This window comes from Bacillus sp. 41-22, from assembly GCF_025809295.1.
Taxonomy (GTDB): domain Bacteria; phylum Bacillota; class Bacilli; order Bacillales; family Bacillaceae_G; genus Bacillus_A; species Bacillus_A mycoides.
This window is the reverse complement of the sequence record NZ_CP084035.1, coordinates 2,487,578-2,509,692: the sequence shown is the minus strand read 5'-3', so window position 1 is coordinate 2,509,692 and position 22,115 is coordinate 2,487,578. Positions and strand designations below refer to the sequence as shown.

17 protein-coding genes and 2 pseudogenes are annotated in these 22,115 nt (G+C 32.6%); 5 read left to right on the top strand and 14 right to left on the bottom strand.

Annotation, left to right across the window (positions count from 1 at the left end; genetic code table 11):
- Nucleotides 1–15: 15 nt before the first annotated feature.
- The 5 genes from LCF45_RS12740 to LCF45_RS12720 all read right to left on the bottom strand — a co-directional run bounded on the left by LCF45_RS12740 (nt 16) and on the right by LCF45_RS12720 (nt 10,359).
- Nucleotides 16–993, bottom strand: a complete 978-nt coding sequence (locus LCF45_RS12740; protein ID WP_016101928.1) for a SagB/ThcOx family dehydrogenase — start codon at nt 991–993, stop codon at nt 16–18.
- Between the two features lie 870 nt (nt 994–1,863).
- Nucleotides 1,864–4,434 carry a type I pullulanase gene (pulA, locus tag LCF45_RS12735; protein WP_263894867.1) on the bottom strand — a complete coding sequence of 857 codons (2,571 nt, stop codon included), beginning with the start codon at nt 4,432–4,434 and terminating at the stop codon, nt 1,864–1,866.
- A gap of 516 nt (nt 4,435–4,950) precedes the next feature.
- Nucleotides 4,951–6,654 (bottom strand): M4 family metallopeptidase, encoded by a 1,704-nt coding sequence (locus tag LCF45_RS12730; RefSeq protein WP_002127556.1) that lies wholly within the window; start codon nt 6,652–6,654, stop codon nt 4,951–4,953.
- Between the two features lie 686 nt (nt 6,655–7,340).
- On the bottom strand, nt 7,341–9,287 hold the full coding sequence (locus LCF45_RS12725) for a bifunctional metallophosphatase/5'-nucleotidase (protein WP_002032306.1): 1,947 nt from the start codon (nt 9,285–9,287) through the stop codon (nt 7,341–7,343).
- Nucleotides 9,288–9,843: 556 nt separating this feature from the next.
- Nucleotides 9,844–10,359, bottom strand: coding sequence for a DinB family protein (locus LCF45_RS12720; RefSeq protein ID WP_001091627.1), 516 nt, complete (start codon nt 10,357–10,359; stop codon nt 9,844–9,846).
- 536 nt (nt 10,360–10,895) lie between these two features.
- On the opposite strand from LCF45_RS12720, the gene secY reads away from it, so the two are divergent.
- Nucleotides 10,896–12,200 carry a preprotein translocase subunit SecY gene (secY, locus tag LCF45_RS12715; protein ID WP_002069884.1) on the top strand — a complete coding sequence of 435 codons (1,305 nt, stop codon included), beginning with the start codon at nt 10,896–10,898 and terminating at the stop codon, nt 12,198–12,200.
- 81 nt (nt 12,201–12,281) lie between these two features.
- Nucleotides 12,282–12,725 (top strand): carboxymuconolactone decarboxylase family protein, encoded by a 444-nt coding sequence (locus LCF45_RS12710; protein ID WP_000083090.1) that lies wholly within the window; start codon nt 12,282–12,284, stop codon nt 12,723–12,725.
- Nucleotides 12,726–12,928: 203 nt separating this feature from the next.
- Here LCF45_RS12710 and LCF45_RS12705 read toward each other — a convergent pair whose 3' ends face one another.
- The gene (locus tag LCF45_RS12705; RefSeq protein ID WP_002127552.1) at nt 12,929–13,846 is read right to left on the bottom strand and encodes a DMT family transporter; all 918 of its coding nucleotides are present in this window, start codon (nt 13,844–13,846) and stop codon (nt 12,929–12,931) included.
- 148 nt (nt 13,847–13,994) lie between these two features.
- On the opposite strand from LCF45_RS12705, the gene LCF45_RS12700 reads away from it, so the two are divergent.
- Nucleotides 13,995–15,434, top strand: a complete 1,440-nt coding sequence (locus LCF45_RS12700) for a MocR-like pyridoxine biosynthesis transcription factor PdxR (protein WP_016127035.1) — start codon at nt 13,995–13,997, stop codon at nt 15,432–15,434.
- 340 nt (nt 15,435–15,774) lie between these two features.
- Here the strand turns inward: LCF45_RS12700 and LCF45_RS12695 are convergent, their stop codons facing one another.
- The 4 genes and pseudogenes from LCF45_RS12695 to LCF45_RS12680 form a co-directional block, all read right to left on the bottom strand.
- Entirely contained in the window at nt 15,775–16,197 is a 423-nt protein-coding gene (locus LCF45_RS12695; protein WP_002136501.1) for a DUF3995 domain-containing protein, read from the bottom strand.
- Between the two features lie 158 nt (nt 16,198–16,355).
- On the bottom strand, nt 16,356–16,889 hold the full coding sequence (locus LCF45_RS12690) for a TetR/AcrR family transcriptional regulator (RefSeq protein ID WP_002013313.1): 534 nt from the start codon (nt 16,887–16,889) through the stop codon (nt 16,356–16,358).
- 228 nt (nt 16,890–17,117) lie between these two features.
- Nucleotides 17,118–17,615 carry a DUF421 domain-containing protein gene (locus tag LCF45_RS12685; protein WP_002085380.1) on the bottom strand — a complete coding sequence of 166 codons (498 nt, stop codon included), beginning with the start codon at nt 17,613–17,615 and terminating at the stop codon, nt 17,118–17,120.
- Nucleotides 17,599–17,871 (bottom strand): annotated as a pseudogene (locus LCF45_RS12680) (hypothetical protein). The gene LCF45_RS12685 and the pseudogene LCF45_RS12680 overlap by 17 nt, the downstream one beginning before the upstream one ends.
- Before the next feature lie 127 nt (nt 17,872–17,998).
- Here LCF45_RS12680 and LCF45_RS12675 point away from each other — a divergent pair.
- A pseudogene (locus LCF45_RS12675) lies at nt 17,999–18,240 on the top strand (hypothetical protein).
- A 35-nt stretch (nt 18,241–18,275) separates the two neighbouring features.
- On the opposite strand, the gene LCF45_RS12670 reads toward LCF45_RS12675, so the two are convergent.
- Nucleotides 18,276–18,479 (bottom strand): hypothetical protein, encoded by a 204-nt coding sequence (locus LCF45_RS12670; RefSeq protein ID WP_000290880.1) that lies wholly within the window; start codon nt 18,477–18,479, stop codon nt 18,276–18,278.
- A 397-nt stretch (nt 18,480–18,876) separates the two neighbouring features.
- Here LCF45_RS12670 and LCF45_RS12665 point away from each other — a divergent pair, with 397 nt between their 5' ends.
- Entirely contained in the window at nt 18,877–19,530 is a 654-nt protein-coding gene (locus LCF45_RS12665) for a CPBP family intramembrane glutamic endopeptidase (RefSeq protein WP_033729412.1), read from the top strand.
- A gap of 82 nt (nt 19,531–19,612) precedes the next feature.
- Here the strand turns inward: LCF45_RS12665 and LCF45_RS12660 are convergent, their stop codons facing one another.
- The 3 genes from LCF45_RS12660 to LCF45_RS12650 form a co-directional block, all read right to left on the bottom strand.
- On the bottom strand, nt 19,613–20,491 hold the full coding sequence (locus tag LCF45_RS12660; RefSeq protein ID WP_078206966.1) for an SDR family oxidoreductase: 879 nt from the start codon (nt 20,489–20,491) through the stop codon (nt 19,613–19,615).
- A 142-nt stretch (nt 20,492–20,633) separates the two neighbouring features.
- On the bottom strand, nt 20,634–21,395 hold the full coding sequence (locus LCF45_RS12655; protein ID WP_050000476.1) for a glycosyltransferase: 762 nt from the start codon (nt 21,393–21,395) through the stop codon (nt 20,634–20,636).
- A gap of 256 nt (nt 21,396–21,651) precedes the next feature.
- Entirely contained in the window at nt 21,652–22,068 is a 417-nt protein-coding gene (locus LCF45_RS12650; protein WP_078206965.1) for a VOC family protein, read from the bottom strand.
- Nucleotides 22,069–22,115: the final 47 nt, after the last annotated feature.

Below are 22,115 nucleotides of genomic sequence, written 5' to 3'. Positions count from 1 at the left end.
TAATATTCATTTCATCTATTCGTTAATTTTCAAGCCAACTTCAAGCCCATGGAGAAATACTTGATGGTTATCCAAACATAAAAATTGCTGAATCTCTTCAAATTTCATATGACCAACTGAACAAACGCCTAAATTCAATGTCTCAGCCACCATATTTAAGGTAGCAGTGATAATACCAGACTCAATACAAGCAAATAAATATCCATCTGAACCGTATTTCGGGATGGAAGCGTTCGCATTATAAACCAAATAAACTGAAAAGGCAGACTGAGTAAATAAATCTTGGTTAATTAACTCATGATCACTTTTGATTACTTGATCAATATTATTTACAATCACAAGACAGTTTTTTGCTGGGTTATAATAATAAAACCCAGCTTTCATACCTTCTATACGTTTTGGTTTTATATAAATAAAGATATCAATAGGGTAGAGTCCGCCTGCACTTGCGTAATGATAGTATATATGTTCTTTCCTAACCTGTTTTAGAGTTGATATGAATTGGGAAAATTCTAAAAAACTAATATGTTTTTTCATATCAAATTGGCGACAAGACCTACGTTCCTTGATTATAGTGGGTAACTCATTTGTTGTTTCAAGTTGAATTTCGGTTGACCGCACAGCATGGTGTGTTCGATTCAATTGTTCACTCATATACTTATCTAAATCTTCTTTAGAAAAGCGAATCTGGTTGCTATATGGATTCGGAAAAATCTTTTCTTGTGTGGAAAATACTTCTCTTGGGTGTAATATGTTACTTACTAACACACGATTTTTTATCATAAGCTCTACTGTTTTTTGTGTCTCTTCTACATTTCCTAACGAAAAGTGCTCTACTAGTTCACTAATTTTCACACCTTTTTGAGTAAAAAAATAAAACTCAGGAAACCACTCAGACAAAACGCCTGTAAATCTTGTTTCTCCTATCAAAATTTCATTATGCAACTTCTCCCAATGCTTAATAGGAGACCAGTAATAAATTTGCTCGCTCATATAACCCTCCATAAACGTTTTACTTATTTTTAAAATACAATTTTCTAATCTACAAAAATAGTCCTTAGATTCTGCCCTTTGTTTCATAGTGATTATAAATACATGTACTTCAACGTAACTTGAGAATAATGAAATAACTTTTTCTTCATTGAAATTTTTTATTTCGTCATAAAAAATGATTTTTTATTAGACATTTTACATCCTTTCCCATAGTAATCCTATAAGGTATAAACCATTTGGAACATTGAGAATTTCCATGTATTTTCAATGTGAAATTATTGTAATGGATTGGAAAGCAGATGGAAATAGTTATTAAACAAAATAATATTGAGAAAGTTTTATTTGTTATAGCGATAAAATTTTCTAATGAGATTTATTACAAATAGATTAAGAAAAGAATTTGAAATTTTTCTTTAGAAGTTAGTGTAAAAATGCACATACTATTACATACAAGTGAGTTACTAACATATCGTATTTAAAATAGAGAAAAGACACCATTTTAGGTGTCTTTTCTCTATTTTAATTCCATATACTTTTACGCCTTTGTTATTTTTCGAACGATTTATAGGAATTCATATAACTCGAACATCTAGCTCGTTAGATGTTCGAATGTATATTAAAAATTATATAAATTAAGAATGTATTTCAGATAATTTTATAAATAAATACAAAGATACCTTCTCCCCTACTGTTACAATAGCAATAATCTCTTGTCTATTTCCGTTATTAAATTGTAATATAATTACAGTATGTGAAATTATACTACATTAACTTTAAAAGCGAAGTGAAAACAACCTTCACTTCGCTTTTTTCATTTGTAATCCCTATTCAATTTGCTCAATTCAGTATATACTTTCACATTATTTGCTTTTATTTAATCGGTTTCTCTGTTTTTAAAACTAGTGAACTTAATGCAGGAACTTTAATTTTATTGTCATGGACAACGTAAAGTGTTTTACTTCCCGCCTGATTCTCGTTTACTAGCACTTTCCATGGACCTTTCGATGGAAGTGTTATGTCAACGGCTTCCCTATTTGCATTGTGAGCCACCATAAAGTATTCGCTTTTATTCCCACTTCTCTTTCCATCTATTGTATAAGCTACAACATTTTTGGGAACATCGATAAAAGCTACATACTTTTTAATTTGCTCTGCAGAAGTCATACGAAAAGCTGGGTATTTTTTTCGTAAATCTATTAAGCCCTTCATATACTCTACTTCATTATTAAATGCTGCACGGCGTAACCAATCCATCTGGTTAATAGAATCAGGAGATTTGTAACTATTATGATCACCATATTTTGTGCGCATAAACTCTTGTCCTGCATGTAAGAATGGAATACCTTGTGATGTTAATAAAATAGAAGAAGATAATTTATGCATTTGTTTTCGCATTTCTTCACTGTCACCTGAATTAGTCAACTCAAGTTTATCCCATAAAGTATGATTGTCATGTGCTTCCACATAAGTTAGCACCTGCTCCGGATCTTGATAAGTAGACGAATTTGTATCATAGTCAATACCGGCTGTAATGCCTTTTTTAATACGGTCTTCCATGTTTTGCTTTCCATTTACAAAACCATTTTCTTTCTCCTCAAATACACTACCTTTCAATCCATCACGAATATTATCGTTAAAATGAGCAATCCCTTTCATTTTCTCCGCATTTTTTTGATTTGCTTTCAATTCAGCTGCAAGAGGTGTATTTAAATCCCAGCCTTCTCCATGCAGAATAATAGAAGGATCAATTTGATTAACAGTTTTACGTATCTCATTCATCGTTTCATAATCATGAATACCCATTAAATCAAAACGGAACCCATCTAAATTGTATTCTTTTGCCCAGTATGTGACGGAATCTACCATAAATTTTCTCATCATCTTTCGTTCTGAAGCGGTATCATTCCCTACTCCAGTTCCATTTGCTAATGTTCCGTCTTCATTGTAACGATAATAGTAACCTGGAACTAACTTATGAAAATTTGATTCAGCGGCATTATACATATGGTTATATACTACGTCCATCACAACACGAAGATTATTATCATGCAATGTTTGAATCATTTGCTTTAATTCAGTTATTCGAACAGTTGGCTCAAAAGGATTTGTAGAATAGGAGCCCTCTGGGACGTTGAAATTTTTCGGGTCATATCCCCAGTTATATTGTGGTTCATTTAAATTCTCTTCATTTACTGAAGCATAATCAAATATCGGTAAAAACTGAACGTGAGTAACACCAAGATCTTTCATATGATCAAGTCCTGTTTTTACACCTTCAGGCCCTTTTGTTCCTTTTTCTGTTACACCTAAATATTTTCCTTTTTGCTTAATACCACTTTCAGGTTGGATGGAAAGATCGCGTACATGCAATTCATAAATAATAGCATCTTCCGGATTTTTAAATTTCGGTTTTTTGTTTGCTTTCCATTTTTTCGGATTTGTTTCTTCTAAATCAACAACTGCACCTTTATCTCCATTTACAGAAGCAGCACGCACATACGGATCAACCGCTTCAGTCCACTTATCCCCAATTTTCACCTTATACGTATAAAAAAGACCTTTTTGGTTCCCTTTAAGTTCTGCTTTCCAAGTTCCCTTTTCACCTTGTTTCATGTTTATTTCAGTACCTATTTTATCGCTCCATTTTTTATATGTAACTAACTTCGCTTCACTCGCAGTAGGAGCCCATAAACGGAACTTTGTATGTTGCGGAGTATATATATTCCCTAAATCATTACCACCATAATAAAATAAATTATCAAATTCCTCGCTACGAATGACTTTACCGATTTCAGTATTCGCATCAGCTAAGTTTGCTATTTTAACTTTGTATGTTTGTTTTAAATCAATTTTCTGTTCCGTAATTATTTTAACCTTATTAGTAATATCTCCACTATTTTTATCATAAGGACTAATTCCCTTAATTTTAACGCCTTCAATTTCAATTTTCTGTTCCTTACTATTAAACGGAACATTAGTCGTTACAGTAATTTCATTAAAACTATCAATAGTAGCTTTTTGAATTGAGAGATCCGAAGAAGGCTTAGAATCATATACTTTTTCATCACCCGAAAGGATCCATACTTCAGCACGACCATCCCTTATATTTTCAACCCAGTGATCACCTCCATCTTTTTCCCATTCATTGGTACGAACTATAAACCCTACACGATTATAGTCACCATCTATTTTTATCTTAGCGTATTTTCCAAATTCATCTTCACCAGTAAATTCATAAGATTTACCGTTTGCATTTTCTCCCCATACCCAAAGATTCCAGTCTTTTGTATTTCCAGATTTCTCTTTGTAATGAATGATAACTTCAGTTGTTTTCGAATTTGAAACTGCCTTCACACTCTGAAAAGAGAAAACAGATGATAACATAACGATTATGGTAAGTAATAAAAACGATTTGTTAATTAATTTTTTTGTAATTTGCACCCCATACACCCTTTCTTTAAATATTACGAACAATTTATTATGCTCATACTACGAAACACGGTTTAAATTAATCTAGGAATCTCTTTTACTTCACCTCCATATTGGCTATTTTTACGTATGTATTTCAATGATCTTTTATACGAAAATCAAATATAAGATGGAAACAACCCTTACGAAAACGTTTGCATTAAAACTCAAAAAAATAGATTTGTTTATTCCTTCTTATATTTGTAAATACTAAAAGATCAGGGAAATCATTTTAAAGCAATCGTTTGTTATCGCTTTCATTTTATAGCACTTACCATTAAAAGGTCAATATATTATTAATTTTCTGTTTTTATATCCTTGAAATCTTATATATTTGTCGTAACTTATTGAAGATAGATGCCTGATTATTGCTTAGTAATTTTATTTTCACTAATACATTGCTACGTAAAAAATCAGCTAATATCCTTAAAATGACATTAGCTGATTTTCATAATGTATTAATATATGAATGAAAACTATATTTCTAACTTACTTAATTTTTGCTGCATCAAATGCTTTTTGCACTGCTTGAACTTCAGCTGTATTCGCCCCATATTTATTAGTTGCCACTCGAATACATGCTGATTTCAATTCTTTGAAATTAGATGTCATGTTTAATTCATCTGTATTTGCATAATAGAAAATATCAAACATTTTATCTTCACCAATTCCTTTAACAGTTACTCCGTTATGAGTTCCACCTTTTGCAATGAGATACGCAACTTTATTAATAATACTTGAATTAAAATGAACGCCGCCTTGATCCCATCCATTAAAATCGTTAAATTCACTGTAATCATCTGGATAAGGTACTCCAAGTGAAGATGGAACAGAAGCTGGGTTTTCCATATCACGGAAAACAGATCCAGTTTGTTCTCCCATTGTCCAGTTAAAGCTTCCATTATTTACGTATTTCTCAATAGATGTTCCCATAATATCAGATAGCGCTTCATTAATCGCACCAGATTCACCGTAATATTCAAGATTAGATTCGCTAGAAGTAACAGCATGTGTAAATTCATGTCCAGCTACGTCATATGCCTTGACAATAGGATCGCCATATACAAGCATACTTCCATTATTAGCACTTAATGCATTTTGCCAATTTTTCGGATCGTTCGTATCTTCAGAATCCCAAGCATGTACAACTGAAACTACCTTTTGTCCCTTATTATCAAAACTATTACGCTTATATTTATCTTTATAAAAATCAAATACCTTTGTTGCTAAATAATGAGCACTTACTGCTTTTGGATCGTTAAATGTTGTTGAAGTGCTGGTTGCTAGTGTACCAGGATAATAGCTTTCTTCTTTAGTAATATCTCTGTAATTCACATCATATGTTTCAATTCCTTGCCCTCTTGTATAATCAGCAAGTGCATATTTACCATTACTTTGTTTAGAAATACCAAATGAACGAGATATACCTAAATCATCTTTTCCTGTTCCAGTTAATGATGTAAGACTACTTTTTTTACTTTCCTTTAAAGCTCCAACTAGTTTTTCACTTGCTTTTAAGTTAGATTCTTGTACCATATTTTTTAACATATCACCATTTTGTGCATTTACTAAATAAGTTCCAGAAACATAGTTTGGTGTTGCCGCTTCAAATGTAACTTGATATGCATTGCTAGCTTGTCCATTATTTTCATCAACAAAAATAACTTCCTTAACTTCTGGCTCAGAAATAAACTTGATATCGTTCCCGTATTTCGTATAAATATATTGTTTCGCTTCATCTTTTGATAGATTAATAGGCTTTTTCAATTCTTCTTGTTTTAAATTTTGCGCGCTATCGCCTGAAACACTTTTAATAACACCGTTATTATCTACGTGTGCAGTTAATTGATGGCCATATACTTCTTTTCCTTCGTATGTTTGCTGCATACGCACAAGTGTTGTTCCATCATACGAACCACGTTTTTGAAGAACTTTATAATCTACTCCTGTTTCTCCATTGACTTGATTTGGAGAAAGAGCTTGTTCAGCTTTCTCCTTAAGAGCATCTTTTACTACATTCTCTGGTGTTTTTTGTGACGGTTGTGTAAGTTCACCTGAACGGAATGAGTCCTCCTGAATTTGAACTTGAAGTTGATCTGTTTCCTCTGCATGGCCTATTCCGTATGGTGCCACAGCTGTTAAAGCTAATCCTGTTGTTAATGCTACTTTAGTTAATGTCTTTGTGTTTTTCATTTTTTCACCTCGTATAATTTTTGAAATAGAAAGCTTGTACAAAGTATACTGTCTATTTATGTCGAAAAAAAGAGAAAATACAAAATTTATGTAATATTATGCAAAATTACATATATGTGGTCGATAAAATAAAAAATGAGCCCTTTTAGGTGCTCATCCAATTGGTTAGTCGTTAATTATCTATATTCATTCTAATCAAAGTACACTTATATCTTATTAACAACATAAAAAACCACTCTTTACTATTTTAAGAATAGTAGATAAATACTTTAGTGAGGCAACGCATATACAAGTTAGATTTTTCAATATAATTTTGTTATTTATGTCTATAGCTGCATGGATTGTAACGTTTTGAGACTGCTGAAGTCTTATATGAGTTTCAGGCTTTTTTATCTTGTCAAAAATATCTTTCAAAGATATTTTTGTCTCCCCATTTAAATATAGAAAAGGACATATCTATTGCATGTTATTAACTTAAGGTATGTTCTTTTAAAGCATATTATAAATATACATAGTGAGAAATGAAACAATAATTATTCAAATGAAAAATCCCCTAAATTTTTAAAGCGATTCAGGGGATTTTTTACCGATGATTCTCTATATTTCCATACCGATCACAAACTTTTTTAGGATAATGGTATGTCCAAGTTTAATAGTTTTTTGCACGAGAGCCATCTTTTTTATATTTATTTAATTATCCTACTAAGTTTTTTGTAAAATTCACCTTTTCTTTTTACATGATTAAACTGATTTGGATTAATATTAGCTTTTTGTGAGAGTGCTACAATCTCTTCTTTTGTAATTGAATCTTTAGTATTTATAGATGCTATATTTGTATATTTTCCATCTTCTGTTTTTGGGATTTCTAAAATCCCTTTATTTACAAGATCAACTACAGCCTTATGCTCTGAAGAATGTGTATCTACACCAGTAATTTTCCAATTATGCATAACTTTTGGCGTGTATACACCGTTCTTTACCTCTTTTAAATATGTAATAGCAAGGTTACGAATGGTTCCACCTGTTTCTCCGAATGCATTCTCTTGTTTAGATGACCAAGTTTGTTCAAATTTACGTCCCTCTAAAGCTCCCCCTTTTGCCTGAAGAGCCTCCATTCTATACGCATTCATTCCTAGCGTCATAACATCGCTCATTTTGATTGGTTTATTTGTACGAATAGAGCGTAAATTTGTAATTCTACTACCATATGGTTTTGTTAAGTCAATTTCGTATTTTACGCCTCCAAAGAAATCGTTCGTACTGTATTTAGACGCACGACGATTTTTATCAAAGCTAACTGTTACATCTCCGGCACGAGATGAGTTAAAATATCCTGCTGCCCATTCCATATAGTCTTTTAAATCTTTTCCAGTTATCTTATATACTGTAATTTCTCCCAAAGCATATTGATAATTATAAGCAATATCTTTCTTCTTTATAGGACCTATATCCAAACGGGCATAATCATTATCAATTTGATGGGCTACTACATCCGCCTTACTGTAATGGAGCATGACTTCATGAAAGAAATCTGATAAAGGTGTCTCTTGAATCTGCACACTTGGAATACCCTTTATTTCATTTTCAGGAACAAGGTTTCTACCCTTTAATTGGGCGACTACAACATTTGCATCTCCTCTCGCATACTCATGAAAAGGTGTTAGTGTTTCTTCAAGTGTAGAATCAGATAATACTGTAGTTCCATCAGCATTTTTTACAGGTATAGCGGTAGCTGTTTTATCTTTTAAAACAAGCTTCCCATCTTGCTTTGTAAAAGTAAGGTCAATACGTGAAATATGCGTTCCGTATTTATCTGGTTCTGTAATAATTACGCCATTTACAACTTCTTTTTTTACAAGTTTATGCATATGAGCCGCAAAAATAGCGCTTAGTTCCGGACAAGCATTCGCAATATCTTGAACACCAGTACCTGGGATTCCATTCTCATTTTCTAGTCCCATATGCATAACCCCTACCATTACATCTACTTTATCTTCTAATTCTTTAATAGCCTTTTTTGTCTCTTCTACTGGATTTTTCACTACTAAACCATCCAAATGATCTGTCCCTTTTTCAAAATCACTAATCATTGGTGTATTCATACCAATAATCCCGACTTTAATTCCACCTTTTTCAACAATCGTATATGCAGGAAGAAAACGCTCTCCATTTTCCTTATAAATATTTCCTGCTAACGTCTTTCCCTTGTATTGCTCACTAACTTTTTTCAATGTATCTAATCCAAAGTTGAATTCATGATTTCCAAATGCCCAGGCGTCATATCCCATTGTATTCATTGCTACCATCATTGGCGATTGTGGCTTATCGTTGAATAATTCTACTGAGTTTCCTTGAATTGTATCCCCGGCATCTACTAATATGGTATTTGGATTTTCTTGACGTACCTTCTTTATAACCGTATAAAGCTGCGTCAAACTTCCACTCATATTTGCTCCATCAAGCGCATAATCCCAAGGCATAAATCTACCATGAATATCTGCAGTACCTAACAATGTAATATTAACATTAGATTCCTCAGCCTTAGAAATAGCTGGTTTGACTGTTACTGCTGTTACAAGAAGCATAAGAATAATAAAATTGCATACATAGTTCTTCCATTTCATTTTTTGCATAATAACAATATTTCTCCCCTTTTTGTACTGTCATAAAGTTGCTTGAACTTTAAAAATGTAACTTATTATTCAGAGAAATTCAACTACAAAAGATAATTTTGTAGTTGGTTTTGCTGTGAAAATATAGAGAATAAAATGCATATATCCCCTAACAGAATAGTATTTTATCATTTTCTAATAAAATACTTCTTCCTCCAACGTGTGAAGGGCGCTAAACCAACGGTAGATGTATATGTACTTTCAAAATTTTGGACATGCAACTCATTTTCGGATTTTATTTCTAATTTTTTCCTTCTATATGAAAATACTGAGATCACTTCCAAAAATAATAACCCCGCTCTTCATTTAAGACGGGGTTACACTTATACAGCAAATCGGATTCAGATTTTTTTCAAATGTTCGTTTCCTCTTCAGGAGTAAAATCTGCTAGTTTCGTATTTTTTTCTGCTTATTGGTTGCTTTCAACTAAATTCATCATAATTTTAATCAGGACTTGTATTTTATCACTCGAACCCTTGATGCTATCCCAAATCGCTCAATAAATAGATAATGATTTTTACTTTTCAACTCCACAAAGCAATTTTATCTCTTTAATTTGTTCTATATGACGCTGTTCATGCAAATAGATCAGTTCTATCCACTGATCAAGAAGTAATTCTCCAAGAGCTGGATGCGTCACTGATTTTTTCGCTAATATAGATTCATCTTCTATTGTACTCAGGAAACGCATCAATTCTTTTCTAGAGTCGTTTAACAAATCAACCATTTGCTGCACTTCAAATGGTTCTATACTTGGTTCAATCATTTCTGGGGCTATAAATTTTATCGATCTATCTAATAAAATAGTGTGAATTTCTTTACGCTCATTTAAGATACTATCCATCTTTTTTAATCCCGATGAAATAACTGTTATAACTCTCTCATCTAATAAAACTAAGTGATGACAAACTTGTGCTATACTCCATTTATCCTTATCTGGTTTCCTATTAAATTGAGCATCACTTAACAAAGTAATTTCCTCAAATAATTGATTTCTAGTTTCATAAAACTTGTCATTTACAAATGTATTCATGTGAATTCTCCTTTCGCTAGAACCTACATACTTAAATTCCTACGCTAGAAATATTCTCTATGGAAAAAAGATTTTCCTTCACTATTATTCCAATCTAATCTTTTCTTTCTTTAGTAGGTTCTCTAATTCATGCTGAAATGTATGAGTTCTCTCAACATCCTTGAAGATTTCCTTGAGGTTATTATGCGCTACAGCTACATCATAATACTTTCAACGGAATCCTTTCAATATAACTACATAAAACGTTCCTAATTATCAATCTAGCATTAAATATATGTAAAAAATCAACCTATTCATTCATTTTTAATGCTTATGTATGTACATTTGTTAATTTATTAGTTATATTATGGGTATTGAATGATTACGAAAAGTTAATAAATCGCTTGTATAACACCTTATATTTTTATATCCGTGAAAACTACAAAATGTATAAAATTCCATTTGTCAAATGAATTTAATGCGGAAGGAGGTTTGTGGTTACTTCATCGGGATATAATAATCAGTTTTGAACTGATAAAAATATAGGAGGCGACATAATGTTTCGTACGATTTCAAATTTCATGAGAGTAGCTGAGATAAGAAACAAAATTCTTTTTACACTAGCGATGCTAATTGTTTTTCGAATTGGCACGTTTATTCCAGTTCCTCATACTAACGCAGAGGTATTAAAAGTACAAGATCAAGCCAACGTTTTAGGCATGCTGAACGTATTTGGCGGAGGAGCACTGCAACACTTCTCAATCTTTGCTGTAGGTATCACACCATATATTACAGCTTCTATCATTGTACAATTACTACAAATGGACGTTGTACCTAAATTTACAGAATGGGCAAAGCAAGGAGAAATGGGCCGTAAGAAATCAGCTCAATTTACTCGCTACTTTACAATCATTCTCGCATTCATACAATCCATTGGGATGTCTTATGGTTTTAATAATATAGCAGGTGGACAATTAATTACAGATCAAAGCTGGACTACATACTTATTTATTGCGACAGTTTTAACTGCTGGTACTGCATTTTTACTTTGGTTAGGTGAACAAATTACCGCTAATGGCGTTGGTAATGGAATCTCAATGATTATCTTCGCAGGACTTGTTGCGGCGATTCCGAATGTCGCTAATCAAATTTATTTGCAACAATTCCAAAACGCAGGCGATCAGTTATTTATGCACATAATAAAAATGGTTTTAATTGGACTCGTAATTTTAGCGATAGTTGTTGGTGTTATTTACATTCAACAAGCTGTTCGAAAAATACCGATTCAATATGCAAAAGCTGTTTCAGGAAACAATCAATATCAAGGAGCAAAAAATACTCATTTACCTCTTAAAGTAAATAGTGCAGGTGTAATTCCTGTTATCTTTGCTTCAGCCTTTTTAATGACGCCGCGTACAATTGCGCAGCTCTTCCCTGATTCAAGCGTATCTAAATGGATAATTGCGAATCTTGATTTTGCACATCCATTTGGAATGACACTATATGTGGGTCTTATCGTTGCCTTCACATATTTCTACGCGTTTATTCAAGTAAATCCTGAACAAATGGCTGAGAATTTGAAAAAGCAAAACGGATATGTCCCGGGTATTCGCCCAGGTAAATCTACAGAACAGTATGTAACAAAAATTTTATACCGTTTAACATTTATCGGTGCGATTTTCTTAGGAGCAATTTCAATATTACCACTTGTATTTACAAAAATCGCTACATTACCACCATCTGCTCAAATCGGTGGTACAAGTTTACTAATCATCGTAGGTGTTGCATTAGAAACGATGAAGACGTTAGAAAGTCAACTTGTGAAGCGTCATTATAAAGGTTTTATAAAAAAAGTGAATTAATTACAAAAACACACTAGAAGTCACAATAGCGACCTAGTGTGTTTTTATTATAAAAACTTATAATAACGGAGGTTTTGTCTTATGAGTCAAAGAATGTCTTATTATGATATTTCGCCTGATGGTATGAAAATTATGATGGATATGGAGAAATACACGAAGAAATCTTCAATTAATCGAGCTGTTAGAGAGCTTATAAAAATTAGAGTCTCTCAAATTAACGGCTGTGCTTATTGTATCGATATGCATACTTCTGACGCCCGAAAATTGGGTGAAACCGAGCAAAGAATTTATTGCTTAAATGCTTGGGATGATTGTGATTTTTATACTCCTGAAGAAAAAGTTGCTTTGGAACTATCGGAGCATATTACTCTCATTCCTACTAAAAGAGTTCCTGAAAATCTATACAACCGAGTACGTGAATACTTTGACGAAAAACAATATGTTGATCTTGTGTTAATCATTAATCAAATAAATAGTTGGAATCGAATTTCTATTGCGATGGGTAATACCGTAATAAAAAAATAACACTTATCCACCAAATAATATGCGATTGATTTAGTTAAGTGTAAAATTAAATACACCCTATATTAAAACACAGTTGGTTATTTCTCCAACTGTGTTTTTGATTTTACTATCTCTAATCTGTTAATCATTTTCTTCAAATTAACTATTTTTCCTTCTAAATTCCGAATACATTTTCCGCAGTTTTCCAAATCATTAAACTTTGACTACATCTCTTTTTTTAATAACCTTCCTTGCTTAAAATAAACTCCAAGTGTAGAACGATTCGCTAAAAATACACCAATCAAGATTAAACAAGCTCCAATTCCCATTGCAGGATTTAATGGTTCTCCTAATACAAAATAACCTACAATAACAGCGATTAACGGGGATACATATAACCACGTTGATGGAAATACAGGATTTGTTTTTGATAAAAGCCAGTAATATAAACCGTGCCCACCGATAGACCCTACAAATATGAGATATAAAATTGGCCATTGTACATTCCAAGATGTTAAGATTGTTAGATTAGGCTGTTCCATTACGATAGATACAATTAACAACAAAACTCCTCCATAGAACATTTGAATGCCGTTAATGAGAAATGGTGATACGTTAGGTAAATCTGAAAGTATTTCTTTTGAACGAATAGAACCTATTCCATAAAACAACTCCCCTACTAATATAACCAGACAAGCGATACTCCATATGAATGTAAGTTCTTGATGCATTCCAGGTAAAGAAATGCAAAAAACACCTATAAGTGCTATAACTAAAGCAACAAGTTGTTCTTTTTGCAATTTTGTTTTATTTCTCTTTGATTGCAATAGCAAGATCATCATTGGACCCGTAGCAGATAGAATTGCAGCTAATCCAGAAGAAATATATTGTTCTGCCCAGTAAAGGGTCGCGAATGTCATAAATGTTAAACAAAAACCAGCATATATAATACGTTTTGATAATAAGTAAGGCATAATATCCTTTCTCTTTAATTTAAAAATAATAATGAGAATAAGACCGGCCAAAAAGAAGCGAATTCCAGCTGAAAATAACGGCGGTGCACCTGCCTCAATTCCGATTTTTATCGTTAAAAATGTTGTTCCAAAGATGATACATACTAAAATATAATTTAAAATGACCATTTTCCTTCCTCCTTTTTACTCTTGAAATGAGTATAGAGGATATGGTGTATAACAGTGTATCCGAGCATATAACAGTTAAATAAAAATATAGTTGATTGTCAGACTATTTTTCGCTTTAATTAAATTAAAAAGAAAAGCAGGTGATTCTATGAAGATAGTACTACGTAAAGAATCCAACATACCATATTACCAACAAATATATATGCAAATTGTTGAGAGAATTCAAAGCGGGATGCTTTCACATGGCGATTACCTCCCTTCTTTACGTTCTATGGCCGATGATTTGCAAATTAGTTTATTAACTGTTCGTAAAGCTTATAAACAGTTAGAAACGAAAAGTTATATACGAATTGAACAAGGAAAAGGTGCCTATATACATAAACGTGTGAACAAAGATTTCAAACCAATTCCATATCAATGGCAACAAACGAAATCCATTAATGTTATGCGTTCTCAATATGTAATGAACCAACATCGTAAATATTTTGATTTTTCACAGGCTGTCCTTTATCCACGTTTATTACCAAATCCGTTTCTTTCAGATGAAATGCACAAATTACTTAATAAGGATCAAATGATACTGGCAACATACGGACCTGTTCAAGGTGACAAAGAACTTAGAGTGGAAATAACAAACTACTTAAAAGAACACCAACAAGTAGTTACAGATCCATCTCAATTATTAATTACAAGTGGTGCCCAGCAAGGAATTGATTTAATCGCCCAAACATTATTAAAGCCTGGAGACATAGTGTTAGTAGAAAGTCCGTGTTATGGAGCGGCGCTTGATGTATTTGTTAATAAAGGAGTTCAAATTATCCCTGTTAGTCTTGATAACAACGGCATTCGCTCAGATCTAATCGATGATATTTGTCAAAGAAAGAATCCTGTTTTGTTATATGTGAATCCTACTTTTCAGAATCCAACGGGCACAGTAATGAGTAAAGAAAGAAGAATGGAACTTGTAGAACTAGCAGAGCTTTATCAATTTTTCATTTTAGAGGATGATTCTTTCGGAGAGATATATTTTGAGGATTTTAAAATTCCCCCTCCAATAAAAAGCTTTGATACAAATGGTCATGTTATATATTTAAAAGGGTTTAGTAAAACGTTAGCACCAGGTCTTCGCATCGCGGCACTTGCAGCTGAAGGTCCTATCTTTGAATGGTTATACGCCGTGAAGGCTTCGATGGATATTGGTAGTCCCTTATTGACACAAAAAGCACTACTTCCTTTTTTACGAGCGGAACGAATGAAAAATCATTTAGAAAAATTACGGACTGCTTTACAAATTAGACGCGATTTAACAATTGATATATTATCTCCATTAAAAGAATTAGAATTCGAAATACCTAATGGAGGATTTAACTTATGGGTTACACTCCCTCAGTCAATCGATCCTTTTACATTATTACAAAAAGCGAATGAAGTTGATGTTTCTTTTTTACCCGGCACAGCTTGTCTGATAAACCATGAAACTCAATATAATCATTTGCGAATTAGTTATTCAATGTTAAATGAAAAAGATATGTTGATTGGATTAGAAAGATTACATGATACAATTGCCAAGTTTAAATCAATGATTTAAACTCCAAAACAACAACTAACCTCTTATTCACACAATAAAAAACCAACACTTTAAAATTTTATTAAAAGTCAAGATATAAGCTGAACCTATTATTAATAGTGAATTCTTATCTAATGTCATACATTATATGTATAAAAATTAAAAGGATAGAAGGGCTTGAATAAATTCGCCCTATCTATCCTCTTTTTAAACACAAATGACTAATCATAGCGGACTTCGCTGTCAACAGAACCTGTATTGCTCTATTGCTATGTTCAAACTTCTTTTTATTACTACTTGTTCAATAAGAGGTGTTTTCTTCCTGCATAAAATTTATTTTATAGGGAATTCATTATACTTATTAAAACAACAACATGATATAGACAAAACCAAAGAATAAACATAATGGACTATAGAACCAAGTGTCATATCTAGCAAACTGAGAATGTTTAATTTTTTTGAAAAATCCAACAAACTTAAAATCACCAATTGCCCTAACAATGAAAACTAAAGCACAGACAATACTTCCGATTTTAGATAAACTATTTGCTTCGAACCCCTGCAAATAACCTACTTGAACAACAATAATGACACTAGCTAATAGAATAAGAATGGCTACGAATAATGTTCCCCATATTCTCGGAGTAAAAGCAGGCTTATGTTCTCCCTCTTTTACTGGGATAACAGCAGCAGAACCCCATCGACCTCCAAAAGCCCAATAAATATGCAAAAAACTGATAAACCACAGAAGCCCCACAGCTACTACTATTAATAGTAATTTCATTTATTCGCCCCCAATTTCGTAACTTCAAAGATAACATACACTAACGTATGTTATAGTGAAAATTTTGTCCCTTCAGGTTTTATAACCATATTAGGGACATTTATTATCGAATAATCAATTATGCCTCAGCATAATTGCGTCCGGAAGCTTTACTTTTTTCAGTGGATGTTTGGACATCCGCTGAAAGAAGTTAAAAGCTCAACCATTTTATCAATATCAAAATTAAGATTTGCTTCAAACCTTGTCATCCATCCTACATACGTTAAATAGGCAAGTCTCGCTCGATCAATTGATTCAGTTTCGTCTACGCCCATTTTTTGATACAATTTTGCAACACAAGAAATTCTTTGTTCTTCTATATCTACTAAACGTGTTGCCACAACAGGATCGTATTTAGCCCAAGCATAAATACCATTCTCAATTTTTTTATCTCGATTAAAACTAATCTGTAATAGCTGTTCTAAAGAGGCATCCTGTTGCTCCATACTTTGAACAATCAGCTTTGTTGCATGTACTTCCCAAAAGTCGAGCATAGAATCTAAAAGCTCTTGATGGTCACGAAAATAGTGATAGAAGCTTCCTTTGCTTATTTTTAGCAATCGAGCAAGTGCTTCAATGCGAACTTTATGTATACCTTCATTAGCTAATTGTTGTAATCCTACTTTTATCCAGTCTTCTCTCGTTAATTGCATATTATCTCCCCAATAAAATACGGTAGCGTATGTTTTACGTTAGATTACTACTATTCTCATTTTTTGTCAATTATTCATTCTGTTTATTTTTATGAACTTTAATGTTGTTGTTAATCGTAATATTGATCGTCATCACCCTTGGTAAATTAGATAACACGAAAGTCCCTTCAGGATTACTGAAGGGACTTTTACACGTTTGTGAAAAGTGCCTTTATGTACAGTCTAAAACTATTTTTTCAGATTGCATTGCTCTAGAAGCTTTTCTAGCATTTCCAAAGTAACTGGTTGTGCCTTAGTAGTTAGTTGATACCCAATCCGTCCATTCGTTTCTACAGTTGCTTGTTGTAAATTCTTGATTTCATGTATACCTTTTTCTCTCAGATGCATAAATAATTGTTGTTCTGACATTTTCGCGCGTAATAAATTCTTTTTTAAGATTTCTCCGTTTTCTATAACAATAATGCTATTTCCATTTAGAAACTTTTCTACTTTTCGCGATTTCAATTCAAAAAAATGAATAATAAGTAAAACACCCGCAAAAATAAACGCAGCAAAAATAGATGGGCCTACTTTCCTACTTAATATAGGTTCTACAATAATACGTCCTATAGAAACCACAATAATAATTTCAGCTCTCGTCATTTGGCTAACAGATTTACTACCTGTCAATTTTAAAACAATGATTCCAGTGAGGATTAAAATAATGCTTTCAAAAAGTATATTCATTACAGCCCAATCCTTTAATAGTGAATGTTACTAGTATTCCCATTAAAGGATTTTTATGATATTTTAAAGTATCCATTCACTTTACGTGCCTTATTCTTTGAAGCACCTCTCTCCCAGCTAGTAATGGTAAAGCATCAACTTTCTTCATTGCTTCTACTTGTGATTCGTTACGAATCATTGCATACACAGTATGACCTTCTTTTATTAGCATTGGTATTAAAGAACGTGCTGTTGCACCTGCCACAAAAATTTCCATATGTGTTTCTTCTTATTTTGAATATCATAATTGAGACGAGACATATATAAGCTATGTACAATAATCAATATGAAAGATTCATCTAAAATTAAAGCTATAATGTTGGCTAGCAACCAATAGTGATAACATGATAATTGAATTTGATGGATATGGAATTAATGAGTATGTTATTGGTCATAACTGTTCTATCAGTAAGTTAAAAAAATGTATTTTAACGTAAAAAATGAAGAGTTATCTAATGAGGAGCTTATAAATTTATTTTGTGTACGTTATCATTTTGAAAACATTCCAAAATCATTACAAGAAGACATTAAGACCGATGTCGTCATTGACTTAAATACGGACTATATTTATATCCCTAATAGATAACAATAACCCAGTAAACTAAAATGGTTTAATGTAACTTACGATTCAGACAAGAATTTAATAAAATAAGTAATTGCCCAAATAGAAGTCGCGAATTGAGTGACAAAATACATTGTCCATTCGAAAGAAGTCAGTTTTCTCTCTCGTTTAATCTTCTTTAAGTATCTGTAAAATATTAATGTACTCAAAAACATAAGTAATAAAGAGAATTGTTGTAAATCATCGACTATACGTACCGCCATAGACTCCATCACCCTCCTATACAAAACATAGACTATACTTTAAGGATATCATTTTTTGGTAATAATTCCCTATATATTTAATGAAGTTAAAAAATGTTTTATGCGATATATGTGTACAGATAATAAAGTTGTTTAATTTTGTTCTTAGAAATACATTAATCGCCTACTCATAAATTTGATGGGCGATTATTATTTTTGTTTAATAATTGCTTTATTTCAATCACGACATTAATAATAGGTTTTGGTCTAAATGATTCTTGCAAGGAATCTCCTAATCTTGGACTTACTGATTTGGAAAAATAAAATTATTATGATCGTCTCAATTACCATTATTTTGGAGAATAATGTGCTATTATATATTCGTAATCAATGAAATAATAAGAAAGAAGGGGTAGTTGTGGAAACAAAGATTATAGAAACAGAGAAGAAAATTGATTCGAAATCCCTTTTGGCTTTGGGATTATTAATTATTTCCGGGATTGTATATCAACTTTTCGCAGTGTTAGGAGATAATATACCTGAAGTATTGAGGATGATTTTTGAAGCTTTATGGAATCTTGTATTATGTGGAATTATAGGATACTATTTTTTAGGAAAAATATCATTAGAGCAATTTAAACATTTTAATTTCAAGACATTACTTTGGGGTTTGCCTTTAACAATTATCGTAGGTATGGCTTCCAACTTAATATTCAGTTACATTTTTGAACCTGCAACTAAAAATTCCGTTGCTGAAGTAATAAGTATTTCTATGATTTTATTCCGTGTACCCTTTATGTTAATGGGTGAAGAGTTGATTTGCACTAATATAATTATCGCATTACAAAAATTAGGATTAAAATTTGGCACGGCATCATTAATATGTAGTTTGTTGTTCGCTTTGTGGCATATTCCAGCTTATGGTTTTGTGCCAATGCAGTTATTAATAACTATAATCCCAATTAGATTAGCACTAAATTATATATGGAAAAATTCAAAAAGTATTTGGGTAAGTTGGATTTGTCACTTTATTTTTGACTGTATTTCATTTGTACCAATGCTTTTTAAATAACCATTTTATTTTTAAAAGGACTTTATTATTTGCGTATTGTATAAAGAACAAGAGCACTCAGCTATTGAGTGCTCTAAAAACATTAATTTTGATTCAAAACATTCTCCTCAAAATATTTCCCCCAATCTGGGCGTCTTCCATCCATATCTGTAAATCCATACTCTCTTCCTAATTCCCATGAACTTAACGCTCGTCCCGTTTTTTCATGAACATTTGGATCACTTGCTAAAGCTGCTACTGCTCTTCCAACAAAGAAAGGAGTTTCTGATGCGATAAAATGAGGGTCTTGTTTAGCTCCTTCTCGCCAATTCTCCTCTGTTACACCAAATATATCTAACATCGCTTCTGAACGAAGGAATCCTGGACTAACTGCGACAGCTGTAATATTGTGTTGTTCTAAATCTTTCGCCATAGCTTCTGCTAAATGAATTGTTGAGACTTTTGCTAAACTATAGTACAAATTACCTCGATATTGATAATCGACTCCATCTGTAATTTCAATAACAAGTCCCATTTTATTTTTCACCATTAATGGTACACCGTAATGGCTTGTCATTATATGAGAATGAACAGCTCTTTGTTGCATAAGTAGTCCGTTATGTAGGTTGTGTTCCCAGAAAGGTTTCTCCCATTCTGTTAAAGGATCGCCGCCCCAAACATCGTTTACTAAAATATCAAGCTGTCCATTTTGTTCTTCTTGAATCTTTGTAAATAATGTTTTAATATCTTCTTCTACTGTGTGGTCAACACGGACTGCGCTTCCTTTTCCGCCTTGCTTTGTAACAAGCTCTGCAGTCTCTTCAATCGTTTCAGTTCTCCCCATACAGGATAAATTCCCTTTAGTACTTCTTCCTGTTACATATACAGTTGCACCCGCTTCACCAAGCATCATCGCAATTCCTCTTCCAGCACCTCTTGTTGCCCCGGCTACAACTGCTATTTTACCTTGTAATGGTTTCATGTGATTCTCCTTAGTTGCTATGATCAAGTTTAATTAGTTAGAGTAATACATTTTAAAGTAAATCTACCACAAACTCAACTTGCAGTTATTTATCTTGATTCACCAGTTCATTTGAGTGTGATTTGTTTAGGAATCTTCACAGTTACCTTTCTTGGTTATCATAATATGTTTTATCTGCGTATTTTTTATCCTTTCCTTTTAGATAAGCTAAGATTACTTTTGGATTTTTAAGTAAAGCCCAGTCTCCATATTTATCAAATCTTCTGCATGAAGTTATCATTCCATTTTTAATTGTACCGAATTTCTTATTATTTTGCTTTCCCCATTCTTTTAATCGTTTAGCGAAATCTGCATCTTCGGCCATAAGCATGTTTTCATTAAATCCGTTGATTGCCATAAAGTCTTTTCTATAGCACCAAAAAATCCCTACAGATATAGCTCCATACTTAAAAAGTAAGGGGATTATTATTAACATTGCGGAAACGAATATTCCTAAAGACATCCTTTCAAACTTCCCAGTTACCCCACCACCAATGTATTTACCTGAAGCTAAATATTTGTCTACATTAGACAACATAAACTCTGTCATTTGGGTATCAGCATCTATAGTAATGATTATTTCTCCACTAGCTATTTTGGCCCCTGCATTTCGGATTTTGGATAAGTTTTTATCGTTATTTTTTAATGTAATACAGTTATAAGACTTTGCTATTTCTTCTGTGTTATCTGTGCAGCGATTTAAAACAACTATGACTTCAGTTTGATCTTTATATGCCTCTGATGCCTTTGCAATTGAATCCAAACATTTTTTAATGTACTTTTCTTCATTGTGTGCAGGGATTATAATAGAAAACTTCACATCTTTTTTTAAATTTACTCCTGAAAATTCGTTTGTTTCAGTCATAATATTCCCCCTTATTTTATAAAGTAAATATCTACTATATATATTAATAGTTATTAGGTTGTATTATAGAAACTGAAGGTAAACTGTTATTTAAGAGCTTACTCTCGAGTATTTTTTATTATATATCTTGGATTTACTTTACGTTTACGAACCTAAAACAAGCATAACCCCGTTCTGTTTTTAAGAAAGGGGTAAAATAATATGAATTAAATTTGATTAGCATTGCACCCTATACCTTGTAGTGCAACAGCGATGTTCAAGCTTTTTTGTTCGAAATCAGCACATCTAAATAGTGCTGATTGTACATAATGCCTAATATGTTTCCGAAGGGATCAACTACGGAAGCGGTGATGAATCCCACGCCGCGCTCTGTAGGTGCCTCATACTCTTTCGCTCCCATAGACATCAGCTTATTGAAAGTTGCTGTTACATCATCAACATGCCAATACACGATAGCACCAGCTGGACCGGTCACTGTACCAACTGGCGCATAACGGCTATCGATTAAACCTAGCTCATGTTGGTAGTCTTCAATGCGAAATTCGGCATATCCTGGGCGTTCAAAGTATGGTTCGCTTCCTAATAGCTCAGCGTACCACTTTTTTGCAGCTGCTAGATCATCTGTCCAAAAACTAACTGTAGTTAGTCCTCGTAATGTTTGTGTATCGCTCATAATCGATTCCCTCCATAATGTTGAGTAATACTTCCTCCTACTAAACG